The 16,116-nt window shown below is 58.6% G+C and carries 18 protein-coding genes; 11 read left to right on the top strand and 7 right to left on the bottom strand.

Translation table 11 applies throughout. The features are described 5' to 3' along the window. The first annotated feature begins 42 nt into the window (after positions 1–42). Together C1N84_RS14465 and yniD are read left to right on the top strand one after the other, a co-directional pair. Positions 43–471, top strand: coding sequence for an OsmC family protein (locus C1N84_RS14465; RefSeq protein ID WP_021313986.1), 429 nt, complete (start codon positions 43–45; stop codon positions 469–471). Positions 472–550: 79 nt separating this feature from the next. Beyond that, entirely contained in the window at positions 551–658 is a 108-nt protein-coding gene (yniD, locus tag C1N84_RS14460; RefSeq protein ID WP_021507251.1) for a small membrane protein YniD, read from the top strand. Between the two features lie 111 nt (positions 659–769). Here yniD and C1N84_RS14455 read toward each other — a convergent pair whose 3' ends face one another. Both C1N84_RS14455 and C1N84_RS14450 read right to left on the bottom strand, forming a co-directional pair. Further along, a complete protein-coding gene (locus tag C1N84_RS14455; RefSeq protein WP_021507249.1) occupies positions 770–1,009 on the bottom strand; it encodes a hypothetical protein in 240 nt (79 codons plus the stop codon). Between the two features lie 111 nt (positions 1,010–1,120). After that, positions 1,121–1,444 (bottom strand): hypothetical protein, encoded by a 324-nt coding sequence (locus tag C1N84_RS14450; protein WP_125310664.1) that lies wholly within the window; start codon positions 1,442–1,444, stop codon positions 1,121–1,123. Between the two features lie 58 nt (positions 1,445–1,502). Between C1N84_RS14450 and C1N84_RS14445 the strand changes: the two genes are divergently transcribed. The 5 genes from C1N84_RS14445 (at position 1,503) to C1N84_RS14425 (ending at position 5,375) form a co-directional block, all read left to right on the top strand. Further along, the gene (locus C1N84_RS14445; protein ID WP_021507248.1) at positions 1,503–1,688 is read left to right on the top strand and encodes a hypothetical protein; all 186 of its coding nucleotides are present in this window, start codon (positions 1,503–1,505) and stop codon (positions 1,686–1,688) included. A 207-nt stretch (positions 1,689–1,895) separates the two neighbouring features. Then, complete coding sequence (locus tag C1N84_RS14440) at positions 1,896–2,204, top strand: PTS sugar transporter subunit IIB (protein WP_031279665.1); 309 nt, start codon at positions 1,896–1,898, stop codon at positions 2,202–2,204. Positions 2,205–2,292: 88 nt separating this feature from the next. After that, positions 2,293–3,609, top strand: a complete 1,317-nt coding sequence (locus C1N84_RS14435) for a PTS sugar transporter subunit IIC (protein WP_021507246.1) — start codon at positions 2,293–2,295, stop codon at positions 3,607–3,609. Further along, entirely contained in the window at positions 3,609–3,923 is a 315-nt protein-coding gene (locus C1N84_RS14430; protein WP_010618140.1) for a PTS lactose/cellobiose transporter subunit IIA, read from the top strand. The genes C1N84_RS14435 and C1N84_RS14430 overlap by 1 nt, the downstream gene beginning before the upstream one ends. Before the next feature lie 12 nt (positions 3,924–3,935). Continuing rightward, the gene (locus tag C1N84_RS14425; protein ID WP_264441592.1) at positions 3,936–5,375 is read left to right on the top strand and encodes a glycoside hydrolase family 1 protein; all 1,440 of its coding nucleotides are present in this window, start codon (positions 3,936–3,938) and stop codon (positions 5,373–5,375) included. A gap of 51 nt (positions 5,376–5,426) precedes the next feature. Here C1N84_RS14425 and C1N84_RS14420 read toward each other — a convergent pair whose 3' ends face one another. After that, positions 5,427–6,806 (bottom strand): NAD-dependent succinate-semialdehyde dehydrogenase, encoded by a 1,380-nt coding sequence (locus tag C1N84_RS14420; protein WP_021507244.1) that lies wholly within the window; start codon positions 6,804–6,806, stop codon positions 5,427–5,429. Positions 6,807–6,958: 152 nt separating this feature from the next. On the opposite strand from C1N84_RS14420, the gene C1N84_RS14415 reads away from it, so the two are divergent. Further along, entirely contained in the window at positions 6,959–7,843 is an 885-nt protein-coding gene (locus C1N84_RS14415) for a LysR substrate-binding domain-containing protein (RefSeq protein WP_058757992.1), read from the top strand. Here the strand turns inward: C1N84_RS14415 and C1N84_RS14410 are convergent. After that, positions 7,838–8,857: a LacI family DNA-binding transcriptional regulator gene (locus tag C1N84_RS14410; RefSeq protein WP_262258096.1), complete on the bottom strand. Its 1,020-nt coding sequence runs from the start codon at positions 8,855–8,857 to the stop codon at positions 7,838–7,840. The genes C1N84_RS14415 and C1N84_RS14410 overlap by 6 nt on opposite strands. Positions 8,858–8,950: 93 nt before the next feature. Beyond that, entirely contained in the window at positions 8,951–9,598 is a 648-nt protein-coding gene (locus tag C1N84_RS14405) for a CPBP family intramembrane glutamic endopeptidase (protein ID WP_021507241.1), read from the bottom strand. Between the two features lie 532 nt (positions 9,599–10,130). Here C1N84_RS14405 and C1N84_RS14400 point away from each other — a divergent pair. Beyond that, positions 10,131–10,430, top strand: a complete 300-nt coding sequence (locus C1N84_RS14400) for an I78 family peptidase inhibitor (protein ID WP_150361730.1) — start codon at positions 10,131–10,133, stop codon at positions 10,428–10,430. 250 nt (positions 10,431–10,680) lie between these two features. After that, positions 10,681–10,998: a hypothetical protein gene (locus tag C1N84_RS14395; protein WP_021507239.1), complete on the top strand. Its 318-nt coding sequence runs from the start codon at positions 10,681–10,683 to the stop codon at positions 10,996–10,998. Between the two features lie 12 nt (positions 10,999–11,010). Here the strand turns inward: C1N84_RS14395 and C1N84_RS14390 are convergent, their stop codons facing one another. Next, positions 11,011–11,262 carry a biofilm development regulator YmgB/AriR family protein gene (locus tag C1N84_RS14390; RefSeq protein ID WP_021313231.1) on the bottom strand — a complete coding sequence of 84 codons (252 nt, stop codon included), beginning with the start codon at positions 11,260–11,262 and terminating at the stop codon, positions 11,011–11,013. Between the two features lie 393 nt (positions 11,263–11,655). On the opposite strand from C1N84_RS14390, the gene C1N84_RS14385 reads away from it, so the two are divergent. After that, positions 11,656–12,954 (top strand): multidrug efflux MFS transporter, encoded by a 1,299-nt coding sequence (locus C1N84_RS14385; protein WP_058775196.1) that lies wholly within the window; start codon positions 11,656–11,658, stop codon positions 12,952–12,954. Here the strand turns inward: C1N84_RS14385 and C1N84_RS14380 are convergent. Next, positions 12,887–15,973, bottom strand: a complete 3,087-nt coding sequence (locus C1N84_RS14380; protein WP_264441591.1) for a beta-galactosidase — start codon at positions 15,971–15,973, stop codon at positions 12,887–12,889. The genes C1N84_RS14385 and C1N84_RS14380 overlap by 68 nt on opposite strands. Positions 15,974–16,116 lie beyond the last annotated feature (143 nt).

The raw sequence follows: 16,116 nt of genomic DNA, 5'->3' as shown, positions 1-16,116 counted from the left end.
TTGTCTATACTGAATAGCTGTCTGACTAACAGGAGGAATGACATGACCATTCATAAGAAAGGATCGGCCCATTGGGAAGGCGACATCAAAGGCAAAGGCACGGTTAGCACTGAAAGCGGCGTGCTCAGCAACCAGCCATACGGTTTTAACACCCGTTTTGAAGGCGAGAAGGGCACCAATCCGGAAGAGCTGATTGGCGCGGCACACGCCGCCTGCTTCTCCATGGCGCTGTCGCTGATGCTGGGCCAGGCCGGTCATCCACCGAAAAGCATCGACACCACCGCCGATGTTTCACTGGACAAAAAGGGCGACGGCTTCGCCATCACCAAAATTGCCCTTAACAGCACCATTGCGCTGCCGGGCATCGATGATGCCAAATTTGATGAAATCATTCAGAAAGCCAAAGCCGGCTGCCCGGTGTCTCAGGTGCTGAATGCCGAAATCACCCTCGACTATACGCTGAATAATTAATCGCCCTCACGGGTGACCAGCGGTAGACTATGCGATGCGCCTGCGGGCGCATCGTTGCTTTCTGCTGTCTGGAGGAAACGTGGCAAAAAAACTGGCTGCGACAAAACACTGGAAGATGATTGTGGTGTTGCTGTGCATCTGCGGCGCGCTGATGCTGATTCGCTGGGCGGCGATGATATGGGGCTAAAGGATTGGGTATGCCGCCACAAGCTCGGGGTGCTGGTGATGATTATTCTGGTGCTGGAACTGGTGCACTACCTGCTGACGGCCTCGTGGCTGCCGTGGCAGTTCTGACGCCTCAGGCATATTCGCCGTCATGCTCATGCTGGCGCAGATTGCGCACGCTGCTGCGCGCAATGCGGTAGGCCTTGCGCGGATCGCCCGCGACAAATTCAAAGGTGGGCGAATAGTAAAACGGCAGCCAGCCGCCGAAGCCGCTCTCCCACTCCCAGCGCACCGGACAGGGCCAGAGAATGCCGTCATACAAAATGTAATAAACCCAGCGTCCGTTGGGACGACGGGGGCGAGTTTTTTTCATGGGATTCACAACTGTAATAGTGTAAAGCAGCTTATATTTTGAACGCTGCGGGCCCAGGTTGCAATGCCGTCTGGCTGTTTTTTATGCAATTGATGACGCACTGGCACCGAATTAACGGTGCACTTCCCCACAAAGCAGCACCACGTTCGGCCGGACTTTATGGATGCGATCGGCCATCTGTTCGCAGGCCACTTTCGTGGGGTAAATCCGCTCCGACACCGGCAGGGCATCACAGGCATCGTGGCCGCAGGCGCTCACTAACAAGACAAAACCAATCAACATAACCGACTCCTTCTGCACCATTCCCGTGGTACGGAATGCGTGGCTGTGTGTTCCTTTTTTTGATCCAGTATAGCTAAACGCCTCAGGCGTCAATGAACAGCCTGAGCGGCTTTTTTGTCCGAACAGAATGATGATAACCAGCGCCGCGCCCATTAGCAGCACAATCTGGGCTAAACTGTGCGGCACTGACAACAATAAGGAGTGATATCTGATGTCTCATGAAATTGCCCATCCGGCCAGCAGCCCAAAACAGGCCGCCCTGCAACTGGTCATCGAACTGGTGCGCGCCGGTAAACTGAGCCCGCTACACGGCGATGCTTCCAATATGATCTCCATCTACGAACAGTTCAAGGCACACTTCGAAGCCGACAAGCAAAAAGATTCCGCCATCTCCTGACGTTCTGCCCCGGTGGCGCGCTGTGTCTGGCCGCGCCACTGTTCCCTGACTTTCACATAATCTCTTCCGTTTATTATTGCATCCCGATTAAATTTGCAGCGCGCTTTTTGATATTTCTCACAGATCCGTAACGCAAATCTGAAACCGGTTGCAGAAAATCTTTAGCGCGGGTATTCGTTAATTAAACCCCACACTGAGGATTGAATGATGCCAAAGATTCTACTCTGCTGCGCCGCCGGAATGTCCACCAGCATGGTGGTGCAGAAAATGGAGAAGGCCGCCAAAGAGAAGGGCGTCGAGGTTGAGATAAAAGCCGTTGGCATTGAAGAGTTTAACGATCAGATCGCGAACTTTGACTGTTGCCTGCTCGGGCCGCAGATTAAATACAAACTGGCGGACTTCCAGCCGCTGGCGCAGCAGCTAAATAAGCCTATCACTGTGATTAATAGCATGGATTACGGCATGATGAATGGCGCGAAAATATTAGATGATTCGCTAAAGCTGATTCACGCCTGACGATTATTCCGAAAATAAAATAATTGTTTACGCCTGTGCGCTATTGCACAGGCTTATTCTGTTGTTGCCTGATGCAAGGAGCTCGCCGATGAGCAGCATAAGCGAATCGTTATTTGGTGTGATTGAAAACCGCATCAGCCCGCTGGCCGGACGCCTCTCCAGCCAGCGCCATGTGATTGCCATCCGCGATGGATTTATCGCCTCGATGCCGTTTCTGATTGTGGGCTCGTTTATGCTGCTGTTTGCCCATCCGCCGTTCTCAGCTGACAGTTCATGGGCGTTTGCCCAGTGGTGGCTCGGTATGGTGCGCGCGCATGAAGCGCAAATCATGATGCCGTATAACATGACCATGGGCATCATGGCGCTGTATATCGCCAGCGCCATCGCCTATAACCTGGCGAACAGCTACAAGATGAACGGCTTTATGGCGGCCAGCCTGGCGCTGATGGCGTTTCTGGTGGTGGCCGCGCCGCAGAGCAACGGCACGCTGCCGGTTGGCTCACTCGGCGGCGAGGGCATTTTCACCGCGATTCTGGTGGCGCTGTTCGCCACTGAGCTGATGCACTTCCTGCAAAAGCACAACATCGGCTTTAAGCTGCCGGAGCAGGTGCCGCCCAAAATTCGTCAGTCGTTCGATCTGCTGATCCCGATCATCGCCATCTTCATCACGCTGTTTCCGCTCAGCCTGTGGGTGCAGGCGCAGTTTGGCCTGCTGCTGCCGCAGGCGATCATGGCGCTATTCGCACCGATTATCTCCGCCTCGGATTCGTTACCGGCGGTGCTGGTGGCGGTGCTGCTGTGCCACATGCTGTGGTTCGCCGGCATTCACGGTGCGGTGATTGTCGGCGGCATTCTGCAGGCGTTCTGGCTGACTAACCTCGGTCTCAACCAGCAGGCGCTTAACGCCGGTGAGCCGATCACGCACGTGTTTATCGAGCCGTTCTGGCAGTTTTTCATCGTTATTGGCGGCTCCGGTTCCACCATGGGGCTGGTGCTGCTCTACCTGCGCAGCCGCTCGGCGCATCTGCGCTCGATTGGCAAGCTGAGCATTGTGCCCAGCATGTTCAACATCAACGAGCCGGTCATCTTCGGTTCGCCGGTGGTGATGAATCCGATTCTGTTCATTCCGTTTATCTGCGCGCCGTTAGTCAACGCCACGCTCGCCTGGACAGCCACCAAAACCCATCTGATTAACCACGTGGTGTCGCTGGCCCCCTGGACCACGCCGGCACCGATCGGGGCGGCCTGGTCGACCGGCTGGGACTGGCGCGTCATCGTGCTGATTGCCGTGCTGGTAACCATCGCCACGCTGATTTACTACCCGTTTTTCAAAATTTATGAGCGGCAACTGCTGCAGCAGGAGCTTGAGCAGGCCGCCGCAGCGCAACCGGTTAAGGAGGCATGATGGAAATTGATGAGAGCACGGTCATGGAACTGATTATTCAGGCGGGAGAAGCGCGCTCCTGCTCGATGGAAGCGCTGCGCGCGGCGCGGCGCAAAGAGTGGCCACGCGCCGATGCGTTGCTGAGCGAAGCCAGCGAGGCGGCCAGAGCCGCGCACCGTATCCAGACCGAATTGATTGGTGCCGACGAAGGCTGCGGCAAAATTCCGGTCAATCTGATCATGGTGCATGCGCAGGATCACCTGATGAACGCCATGCTGTGCCGTGAACTGGCGGAAGAGATCATCCAGCTGCGGCGCGAGCTGGCTGCAGACTAACAAGGAGGCAGTATGCAACATCCTAACCCCGGTGCGTTTCCGCACGGCTTTCTGTGGGGCGCTTCAACCTCGGCGTATCAGGTCGAGGGCGCCTGGAATGAAGACGGCAAAGGGCCGTCGGTGATCGATAAAGGCCATTTTCCTGAGGGGATGACGGATTTCACCGTCACCAGCGATCACTATCATCGCTTCCGGGAAGATATCGCGCTGCTGGCGGAGCTTGGCCTGAAAACCTATCGATTCTCCATCGCCTGGAGCCGCATCTATCCGCAGGGTGACGGCGAGCTGAATCCGGCGGGCATTGCGTTTTATCAGCAGCTGATTGATGAAATTTGCCGCCACGGCATTGAGCCGCTGGTCACGCTCTATCACTTCGACCTGCCGTGGGCGCTGCAGCAGGATGGCGGCTGGTCAAACCGACGCACCGTGGCCGCCTTTGAGCGCTTCGCCATCACCTGCTTCGAGCACTATGGTGACCGGGTGAAATACTGGCTGACCATCAATGAACAAAACATGATGATCCTCAAAGGCGAGGTGATTGGCACGCTGCCGGCCGGCACGGTGGATGCGCAGAAGACGCTGTATCAGCAGAACCACCATATGATGCTGGCGCAGGCCAAAGCGATGATTGCCTGTCACCAGCGCTTGCCGCAGGCCAAAATTGGCCCGGCACCGAACATCTCCTGTATCTATGCCGCCAGCGCCAGACCGGAAGATGTGCTGGCCGCCGATAACTTTTCAGCGATCCGCAACTGGCTCTACCTCGACCTGGCGGTGCACGGCCATTACAACAACGTGGTGTGGGCGTTTCTGCAGCAGCGCGGCTGGCTGCCGCACATTGAGCCGGAGGATATGGCGACCATCGCCGCCGGCCAGCCGGACTTTATCGCCTTCAACTATTATGCATCGGCCACCGTCAGTGCTGACATGCCTGAGGTCGCGCGTGGTGAGCTGAACAGCAAGCAGCAGGCCGACCAGCAGATGGCCGGCATCGACAAATCGGTGTACGTCGGCTGCAACAATCCGCATCTGCAGCAGAATCAGTTTGGCTGGTATATCGATCCGGTCGGTTTCCGCATTACCGCGCGGGAGATCTACGCGCGCTATCGCCTGCCGCTGATTGTCACAGAAAACGGTCTCGGTGCGTTCGACACGCTGGAGGCGGGCAACAAAGTGTATGACGACTATCGCATTGCCTATCTGCGTGAGCATATCACTCAGCTGCGGCTGGCAATTGCCGATGGCGTCGAGCTGTTTGGCTACTGTCCGTGGTCGGCCATCGATCTGGTCAGCACCCACCAGGGCATCAGCAAACGTTACGGCTTTATCTACGTTAACCGTGATGAACACGATCTGCGCGATCTGGCGCGTTATCGCAAGAAGAGCTTTTTCTGGTATCAGCAGTTGATCCGCAATAACGGTGCACAGCCTGATGCGGAGGTGGAATACTAACGCGCGGCGCGGCGGCATCCCGGCTGGGTCGCCGCCGCGCCAGCAGCGTGATTAGCGGTGTTGTCCCGCCATCAGCACATATTTTACCTGCACATACTCTTCAATACCGTAATGGCCGCCCTCGCGGCCGTAGCCGGAGTGCTTGATACCGCCAAACGGCACTGACGCCGTTCCGACCGAGCCGGAATTGAGGATCACCATGCCGGCTTCCAGTTTTTTCGACAGGCGGAAAGCGCGGCCAACGTCCCGCGTCCACGCATAGGCCACCAGACCGTATTCGGTATCGTTAGCGCAGCGAATCACCTGCTCTTCATCACTGAAACGGTACAGAGCAAATACCGGTCCGAAAATCTCGGTGTTGTGCACGGCAAACGAGGCGTCCAGATCGCACAGGATGGTCGGCTCATAGAACAGCCCGCCCTTCGCGTGTGGCTTACCGCCGAGGCGCAGCGTCGCCCCCTGTGCTACCGCATCATCCACCAGTGCGGTGACTTTATCGAGCGCCATGCGGTTAATCAGCGGGCCAACCACAAATTCCTGCTGCATACCCTGATCGACACGGATCTCACTGACTGTTTTCACCAGTTGCTGCACAAAGGCATCGTAAATCGCGTCATGCACAAAGATGCGGTTAGGCGAAATACACACCTGGCCGGAGTTACGCAGTTTGGCGCTGACCAGCCCGGCCACGCTCTCTTCCAGCGGGCTGTCGGCGAACACGATAAACGGCGCGTTGCCGCCCAGCTCCATGGTCATCTTTTTCAGCGTGGCCCCGCACTGCTGCGCCAGCAGTTTGCCGACGCGGGTAGATCCCGTGAAGGAGATTTTGTGGATGCGCGTATCGCTGGTAAAAGCTTCGCCGATGGCTTGCGGATCGCCGGTCACCATCTCAAACACGCCAGCGGGAATACCGGCCTGACGTGCATACTCCAGCAGTTTATACGCAGTAAGCGGCGTTTCTTCTGCCGGTTTGATGATCATGGTGCAGCCTGCGGCCAGCGCGGTAGCAATTTTGCGGGTGATCATCATAAACGGGAAGTTCCACGGCGTGATGGCCGCGGTCGGGCCGACCGGCTCTTTTACCACCAGCACGGAGGCGTTAGCATCGTGCGACGGCAGGGTATCACCGTTGACGCGTTTGGCCTCTTCCGCATACCACTCAATGAAGCCGAGACCGTATTCAATTTCGCCCAGCGCTTCGCTCAGGCATTTGCCATTCTCCCTGACCATCAGTTCAGCAAACAGGTGCTTATCGGCGCGGACCAGATCGTACCAGCCACGCAGCAGGTCGCTGCGCTGTTTCGCGCTTTTTGCCGCCCATGCCGGAAACGCGGCACAGGTGCGATCGATAGCGGCCGCGACCTCGTCGTGGCGCATGAACGGTGCTTCGCCGACGAGGCTGCCGTCGGCAGGATTGGTGACTTTAATCATTCCAGTGTGCTCCAGTGTCAGAATCAATGTGACAACCTGGCAGTCAGCATTATCGGGCTGGCTGCCGCTGTGCAGAAATGATGCGCGTCTGGCCTTTTCGCCACAATCGATTAAAATTGCTCCATCATTGAGAAAAACTGAACGGTTAACTGATGCGTGATTTGCCACCCCTGAATGCCTTGCTGGCGTTTGAGTATGTCGCCCGTAGCGGCAGCGTGCGGGCAGCGGCTGATGGCCTGTCGGTGACGCCAGGCGCGGTGAGTCGTCAGATTCGTCTGCTGGAAGAGTACTTCGGCACGGCGCTGTTTCAGCGTCAGGGGCGCGGGCTGGTACTGACGCTGCCCGGCAATGCCTATTTTCTGCAAATCAGCCAGCACCTCGACGGTATTCGCCAGGCGAGCGCCACGCTGCAGCGCAATGCCGGCCGCACGGTCATCCGGCTGCACTCCTTCACCACCTTCGCCACCCGCTGGCTGATTCCGCGGCTGGCACAGTTTCAGCTGGCGCATCCGGCGATTGACGTGCGCCTGACGACCGCGTCGGAATGGGACGATACGGTGGATTGCGACGCGGCGATTCGGCTTGGTGACGGTACGTGGCCGCAGCAGCACGCCACGCCGCTGGTGAAAAACGTGCTGGTGCCGGTGTGCCGTCCGACGGCTGACCGGCGCGCCAGCATGCATCTGGCCGGGCTGGCGCAGCATACCCTGCTGCTGGTGCGCGGACGTCCTGATGACTGGCAGCGCTGGTGCGAAGCATTTGGCGTGGAAATGGACGCGCTGCCGCACCGGCGGCAGATGGAAAGTTCGGCGCTGGCCTATCAGGCCGCCATTGAAGGGCAGGGGATTGCGCTGGCGCAGCGCGTGCTGGTGGAAGCGGAGCTGAAGGCAGGCACGCTAATCGCCATGGAGGATTACCAGCTGGACTGTGGCCGGCACACCTATTACCTGGTGCGCCCGCAGGAGAGCGTTAAGGCTGCTACGCTACAGCAGCTGGAGCAGTGGCTGGTCACGCAGGATGCTGGCGAGGCGTTATGAGCGGCGAAATGGTCCATCTGCCACGGAAGCGCGCTCAATCAGCCGTCCGCTGAAGGGCGGCAGGGGCGCAATCGCTTCGCCCTCCAGCATCGCCACCAGCTGCGCCAGCGTGTGCTGAATCATCTCCGCCACCGGCACGTGAACCGTCGTGAGCGGCGGCAGGAAAAATTCGGCCATGCGAATATCATCAAAGCCCATCAGCGATACATCCTGCGGCAGCCGTTTGCCCGCCGCATTCAGCGCCAGCGCGGCACCAATCGCCATATCGTCATTGCTGGCCATCAGCGCACTGAAGGGTACGCCGGCACTCAGCAACTGGCGTGCCGCCGCCTGACCGCTCTCCGGCGTCCACGCGCCCGGCAGTACGCGCGCCGCTTCATACGGCAGCTGATGGTCGGCCAGCGCCTGCTGATAGCCAGCCAGACGCGCGGCGGCGGTGGGCGATCCCGCCAGTCCGGTGATAAACGCGATATCATGGTGACCGCGCGCAATCAGGTAGTTCACCGCATCACGGGTATTTTGCTGGTGCGAAGCCCAGACGCAGTTCGCCGCGTGCTGCGTCAGACGGCGGTTAACCACCATGATCGGGATATCGTGCTGGTCGATGATCGCTTCCAGCGCGGCGGTGTCGAGAAAACGCGGGTAGATAATGATGGCGTCGCAGCGCAGATCGAGCAGAAACTCGATTGCCGCGCGCTCATCGTCAGCGCTGGTTTTGCCATCGGCGAGGATCAGCTGGCGGCCATAGTTATTGGTCAGCGTGGCCGTCTGGTACAGCAGCTCGCTGAAATAGGGGCCGTTAAACAGCGAATGGGTGACGATCAGGCCGATATTCTGCGATTTTTGCGTCGCCAGACTGCGCGCCAGCAGATTCGGGCGGTAGCCGGTTTCCTCTATCGCCTGAAACACTTTTTGCTGCGTGGATTTGCTGACATAGCGGTTGCCCGCCAGCACGCGCGACACGGTGGCTTTAGAAACGCCCGCTTTGCGGGCCACATCCAGCATAGTAATCATCAGCGCTTCGACCATCATTCCTGCAGGCTAAAAAGCGATAGTACCTGAAAATGCAGGGAAATTAATGGCATCGTTAGCAAACAGTGAGGGGGATCAGGCGTAGAACCAGGCGGGCAGGATGGCGATCAGGTTATTCAGCGTATGCAGAAAAATCGGCAACGCCAGGCTGTTGCTGCGCAGACGCGCGTAGCACAGCAGCAGCGAGAACAGCGTCAGCGCAACGATGGTTTCCCAGTGCACGTACTGCGTGTGCAACGCGGCGAACAGCAGCGATGTGAGCAACATGCAGGCAAAACGGCTTTTGGGCGCCCACAGCAAAAACGCCTGCAGCAGAAAGCCGCGGAACAGCACCTCTTCAAACACCGGCGCCAGCAGCACGGCGGTGAGCAGCAGAATCAGCATTGAGCTGCGTCCCTGCTGGCTCTGTTCAATCAGCCAGCCTTCCGGCTGCAGGAACTGCGTCTGCGCCACCATCAGCACAAACAGCGCGCCGATGAACAGCAGTGCCTGGCCGGGACGCAGAAAGCCCAGAGGAATGTCGCTGCGGCGCTGGCAGTAGAAACGGTACAGGGGATAGATCACGGCAAATTCAAACAGGCACAGCACCGGCACCAGCAAGCCGTTATTGCGCAGCGTCCCGTAATTGGGAAACAGCGTAATCAGCATGGTCACGAGGTAATAAACCACAAAGCTACCCACGTAAAACAGGGTCAACGTAACTTTGTCGGATTGGGTGTCCATAGGCGACTCAGCGGGCAGAGGAAGACGCATAGTAGCAACGGCGATCGGTGCTGTCGAGGTGCGTTTGCGGAGATTTTCGCCGGTTCAGATACGTCACAATCGCGGCGCTAACTGACCGCCTCATCGCAGGCGATGCGCGGCATGATGGCTTGCGCTTTCATCTGGCGAGCAGGCGGAGAGGGAACCGAATCACTTATCTGGCGCGGAGGATGCCGCTGGCACCGTTTGGTGCACAACGGCAGAGAGAAAATTAACGAGGCTTAACGCACCCGGACGGCCACGAAGGTCATCACGATGGCGAAGCCGATAAAAATAGCCAGTTCCATCATTATCTCCTCAGAAAAGTCTTAGATAATTGTAGCGTCTGGCCGGGTGATTTTTAGACACAGCGTGCGATTAATCCGAAAATGTGAGCAGAAAATCGCGCCTTTTGTCACGCAATGCGACCAGTCTGCTGGAAAAATTTTCGCATCGGCGGCACGCTTTGTTACTCTCAGGAACCCGCTTGTTCATTATCCAGGAGGAGAAAATTGTGAACCATTATGGAAAAGCGCTGCTGCTGACGGCGATGCTCGCCTTAACGGCCTGTCAGTCAGCCAGTAAAACTGACAGCAGTCACGCCATCAGCCACGATCCGGAAACCGACCAGTGCGGTGCCTCGCAGTATCAGAATTACCTCGGTCAGCCGCTGAGCGCGCTTGATACCCAGCGCTTTGCCGTACCGGTGCGCGCTATTCCGTGGAACGGTGCCGCCACCATGGACTTCAATCTGCGCCGCCTGAATTTCCTCGGCGATCAGAACGGGAAAATTTCCCGGGTTTACTGCGGGTAACACCAAACGGACACGGCATTGTCATCGGGCTGTCACGGCGGCGGGCGAGGATAACTGCGCATTACGGAGATTTCCTCGTCACTCTCGAATATGCAATGCTCGTCTTGTTTCTTCCCGCTACGGCGGGAATTTTTTTCGCTATAACCTGCCTGCTGCGCCATATTGTCCCTGACATAGCGCGCGATGAATCGCGGCACTGCGACGCCAGGCGTACAGGCAGCAATAACAGACTGACCTTACAGGAGTGACGATGAAATACCTGACCCGAACGCTGTGTTTGACGCTGCTGCTCAGCCCGCTGGCGCAGGCCTCAAGCGAGGCGGCATGGCAGCAACACGATAAAAACCTGCAGCAGGCGTGTGTGCAGGCCAGCGGTCTGAAAGCGGTGAAAGTGGTGGGCAAGCCGATCATGTACGACGACAGCGTTGGCTACGATGCGCTGTTGCTCGAAGGCCGCTATCCGCAAAAGCACATGAAAAATCAGCTGGGGCGGGAACTGTGCCTGTATCAGCGTCAGAGCGGTAAAGCAGTGGTCAGCGAAGCCGACCAGCTGCGGGTGGTGAAATAATCTCCGGGGCTGCTATTTTTGCGGCCCTGCTTCTAACAGCTGCGCCAGCAGGTTGCGGTAACTCTGCAGGCGCTGTTCATCGCCTTCCACTTCCAGCCGGGTAATCACGCGGGCAATCACCGCTTTATTGGTGGCGGGCTGGCCATCATCCATCAGCTCGCGCATGATGGCGGCCAGCAAATCGCTCTCGTGCGGCGCGTGCCAGGCGGGGCTGTTGAAATAGTCGGTAATCGCCCGACTGGCGCTGTCATGGTGCGTTCTCATAGCCGACCTCCGCAGAGACAACGAAGCCTGCCACCCACGACGGGCAGCAACTGAAAACCTGAATTAAGCATGCGGACTGTCCAGGACGGGCAGCGCCTCGCCAGTGATGACTGGTGATTTTTTAAACATAGATGCGGTGTGGAATATTGTCAGTAACGAATCGTCATATTTTTTCACGTTTCCCGTCTCTCGCGATGCGCTTATCGGGCCTTAGGCCAGGTAACCGCACATAAAGACACTACAAAAGTGAGGCATTGCCCTATTTGCTGTGAGCAGAATCACGCCCGGCAGCGAAAAACTGCGTTTTCATCCTCATGCCATGTTTTGCCGTCCGGCAATGTTACGAGGTTGTTAGACTGAACCCTCGTTTCATTTTTTCTGACATCTGCGCTCATGCTACGCTCCATCGAATCCTGGAAGATCAATCTGATATCCGTCTGGTTTGGCTGCTTTTTTACCGGCCTGGCCATTAGTCAGATCATTCCTTTCCTGCCGCTTTACGTGGAAGAGCTGGGTATCCGTGGCGGCAACGCGCTCAGTATCTGGTCAGGCCTGACCTTCAGTGTCACCTTTATTGTTTCTGCCGCCGTGGCGCCGCTGTGGGGCAGCCTTGCCGATCGCAAAGGGCGCAAGCTGATGCTGCTGCGTGCTTCGTTTGGCATGGGCGCGGTAATTCTGCTGCAGGCGTTTGTCACTCAGGCGTGGCAGCTGTTGCTGCTGCGCGCGCTGATGGGACTGACTTCCGGATATATTCCCAACGCCATGGCGCTGGTGGCCGCGCAGGTGCCGCGTGAGCGCAGCGGCTGGGCGCTGAGCTGCGTGTCGACCGGACAAATTGGCGGCGTGATCCTCGGGCCGATGATTGGCGGTCTGCTGGCTGACTGGCTGGGCCTGCGCATGGTGTTTATCGTTACCGCGGTACTGCTGATGGTCAGCTTTCTGGTGACGCTGTTTCTGATTAAGGAGACCGGCTACACGCCGGTGAGCAAGCAGGACAAACTGAGCGGGCGTGAGGTGATGCGCAGCCTCGATAATCCACGCCTGATGTTCTGCCTGTTCGTCACCACCATGGTGATTCAGATGTGTAACGGCTCGGTGAATCCTATCCTGACGCTGTTCGTGCGTGAGCTGGCGCCGGATGCGCAGAATATCGCGTTTCTCAGTGGTGTGATTGCCGCGCTGCCCGGCGTGTCGGCACTCATCGCCGCACCGCGTCTCGGCAAACTCGGCGATCGCATCGGTACCCAGCGTATTTTGCTGGCGACCATGATCGCCTCGCTGCTGCTGCTGATTGCCATGTCGTTTGTCACCAGCGCCACGCAGCTGGGCGTCCTGCGCTTTCTGCTCGGCTTTGCCGATGGCGCGATGATGCCGGCGGTGCAAACCCTGCTGGTGCGTCATTCACGCGATAACGTCACCGGCCGTATTTTTGGTTATAACCAGTCGTTCATGTACCTCGGTAACGTCGCCGGACCGCTGCTGGGCGCAGCGGTCTCAGCCGCCACCGGTTACCGCTGGGTATTCTTCGCTACTGCGGTCGTCGTCCTGCTCAATGTGCTGTTGCTGCAGCGCTTCTATCGCCGGCCAAAAACCGAGCTGAAACCCCTTAGCCCGGCGGCCGCTACTAAACCGGCTGACGCAGCGTCAGCGCATAGTGCCAGCGCCGCTGAGAAAGCAAAAACTCCGGGCTGACGCTCGGGCTCCACGAATCGTCGCCGCCGACGCCCATATGGAAGCCGTCGAGATGCAGCCAGCAGCCGGGTTCGTCCTGCAGCAAATGGCGGTGTGAGGTGGCGCGCAGCTGCTCAAGGCTGTGGCGGCTGAGCGAGAAGGCGAAGTCGCCGCTGATCTGCCAGCTGCCGCTATCCAGCTGGCGCGTGCCGCAGCGCAAGCCATTCTCACCCGGAAAGACGTAGCCGGTGCTGAGCGCCGCCAGCGGCAGCTGCCAGCGTGAAAACTGCGCCGCCAGCTGGCGATCCGGATAGTTTTCATGAGGCCCCAGTCCCAGCCAGCTCACCTGGTGCGGGACCTGAGCCAGCTGGCAGCGCAGGCCGATGCGCGCGGGCGGCGGCAGACCGGCGGCCTGTTGTACATCGACGTTGATAGTCAGTTCGCCATCGCCACTGATGCCATAACGCTTATGGCTGGTAAACAGATGCTGACCCTCACCCAGTACGCGATGCCAGGTTTCAATCTGCACGCCGTGCTGCAGGCTGTCGACCTGCATCGCCAGCAGCTCTGTTTGCAGCCGATCATAGCCCGCGCGTTTCCAGCGCTCGACCCAGGCGTTAGGGTCGATATTGGCAGCTTCGCTGGTGCCGATATCATTATCGATCGGTGCGCGAATAAAGCACTCCTCCAGCGGTGTCAGCATGGTTTCACGATCGTTCACCCACCATTGCAGCAGCGCGCCGCTGCGGCGACAGAAGTGCCAGCGCTGCGTGGGCAGCACCACCGCCACCAGATTGTGATTGGTTTCCAGCTGGGGCGCGCAGGCGCTGAGCGGCGGCAACGTAACCGGCAGCGCGGCCGGCAGCGCCCACTGATCCCAGGCCACGCGATGATCCGCCTCAGACCAGGGCGTGGCGGCGATCTGATGCACCGCGAGGTTGAGCCACGCTTCACCCTGCAGCGCTTCAGGCGCGGGCACGGTAAAGGTGTGGCTGCCTTCGGCATCGAGATCCAGCACCCACTCACCGCGCGCGAGGGTTACACCGTCCTGCTCAATCCACCAGCGCAGCCGTTCGTTGTCGCTGCGGCGGAATAAATATTCGCTGGTGACGGTCACGCGATACGCATCGCCGGGATCGCGCATAAACTGGAAAAACTGCTGGGCGCGCTGTGCTTCAAACAGCGCCGGATGCGGCGTGCGATCGGCAAACACCAGCCCGTTCATGCAGAACTGGCGATCGTTGGGCGTGTCACCGAAATCGCCGCCGTACGCCTGCCACGGCTGGCCGTGTTCGTCATAGCGCGTCATGCTTTGATCGACCCAGTCCCAGACGAAGCCACCCTGCAGCCGCGGAAACTGGCGAAATGCCTGCCAGTATTTGGCAAAGCCGCCAAAGCTGTTTCCCATCGCATGGGCGTATTCGCACAGGATCAGCGGACGCGCTTCATCCGGCAGGCTGATCCATTTTTTCAGTGACCACTTCGGCACCGCCGGGGAGGGCTGGTCCTGATCGACGCGCGCATACATCGGGCACAGAATATCGGTGGCCGCCGTGTTGGCACCGCCGCCCTCATACTGTACCGGGCGCGTGCTATCGCTGCTTTTCACCCAGCGGTACAGCGCATCGTGCGTGCTGCCGTGGCCGGACTCATTGCCCAGCGACCAGATAATGATGCAGGCATGATTACGATCGCGCTGCACCATGCGCGTTACGCGTTCGCTATAGGCGGCAAACCAGCGCGGGTCGTCGGAGAGGCGGTTCATCGGCTGCATGCCGTGCGTTTCGATATTGGCTTCGTCAACCACGTACAGGCCGTACTCATCGCACAGCCGATACCACAGCGGATGGTTAGGATAGTGAGCGCAGCGCACCGCGTTAAAGTTGTGGCGCTTCATCAGTTCAATGTCCTGACGCATGCTGGCTTCATCCACCACCTGACCGCGCTCGGGATGGTGCTCATGACGATTAACACCGCGTATCAGCAGCGGCTTGCCGTTGAGGCACAGCTGGCCGTGCTCAATGCTGACGCGTCGGAAACCCACATCATAAGCTTCGGCTTCGATCACCTCGCCGGCATCATCAAGCAGCGTGACGACCGCGCGGTAGAGATGAGGCGTTTCGGCGCTCCACAACAGCGGTTGCAGCACCGGCAACACCAGCAGGGTACGTTCCGGATAGTGGCCACGTTCATCAATGATGGCGCTGCCCGGCGGCTGTTCGTGCTGCGCAATACAGTCGCCGTTGCGCCATAGCGTGACGCGCACCCGACACAGACTGAGCGGGCGCGCGCCGGCATGGATTTTGACACTCACCCGTAAATCACCGCGCAGATATTCCGGGCTAAGCGCGGTTTCGATCTGCACATCGCTCAGGCGGATGTCCGGTTTGTGCAGCAGCGTCACGTCGCGGAAAATGCCGCTCATGCGCCACATATCCTGATCTTCCAGATAGCTGCCGTCGCTCCAGCGCAGCACCATGACCGCCAGACGGTTGTTTCCCGGCTGCAGCGCGTGGCTGAGATCAAATTCGGCGGGTAAGCGGCTATCCTGCGAATAGCCCATCCACTGTCCGTTGCACCACAAATAAAAGGCCGAGCTGACACCATCGAAGATGATGCGCGTCTGCCCCTGGCTTAACCAGCCGTCATCAACTTTAAATGTGAGCGAGTAACATCCGGTGGGGTTCTCGCGTGGCACCAAAGGGGGATTGACCGGAATGGGATACTGCACGTTGGTATAAATGGGCGCGTCGTAGCCGTGCAACTGCCAGTTGGCAGGCACCGGCAGCGTTGCGGCGTCCGGTAAGTCCTGTAGCAGCCAGCTGTGCGGCACCGCTTCCGGCGCGCTAAAATAGCTGAAGGCCCACTGACCACTCAGCCGCTGCTGCGCAGGTGAGGGATGGCCATCGCGCGCGCTGACTTCATCGCGCCAGCTGGCAAACGGTGGATGCGCGTCCAGGCGATGCAGGCTGGTGATAACCGGGTTTTCCCAGTCACGGCGCGCCAGCACTTCACTCAGAGAAACAGCCGCTAAGGTCATAGTGAGATCTCATTAATTGTATTGCGCTCACATTGCGTGAAATAGCGATAGCTGTAAAGACGCAGCGCGCAATTTTGTTACTGCGCGCACAGCGAGCAGCACTGACGTTTGCGGCACAGCGTTCGCTGTAACTTAAGCTGATG

This window comes from Pantoea sp. SGAir0418, from assembly GCF_043529865.1.
The sequence above is the reverse complement of the archived record's forward strand: the minus strand, read 5'-3'. Positions and strand labels throughout refer to the sequence as shown.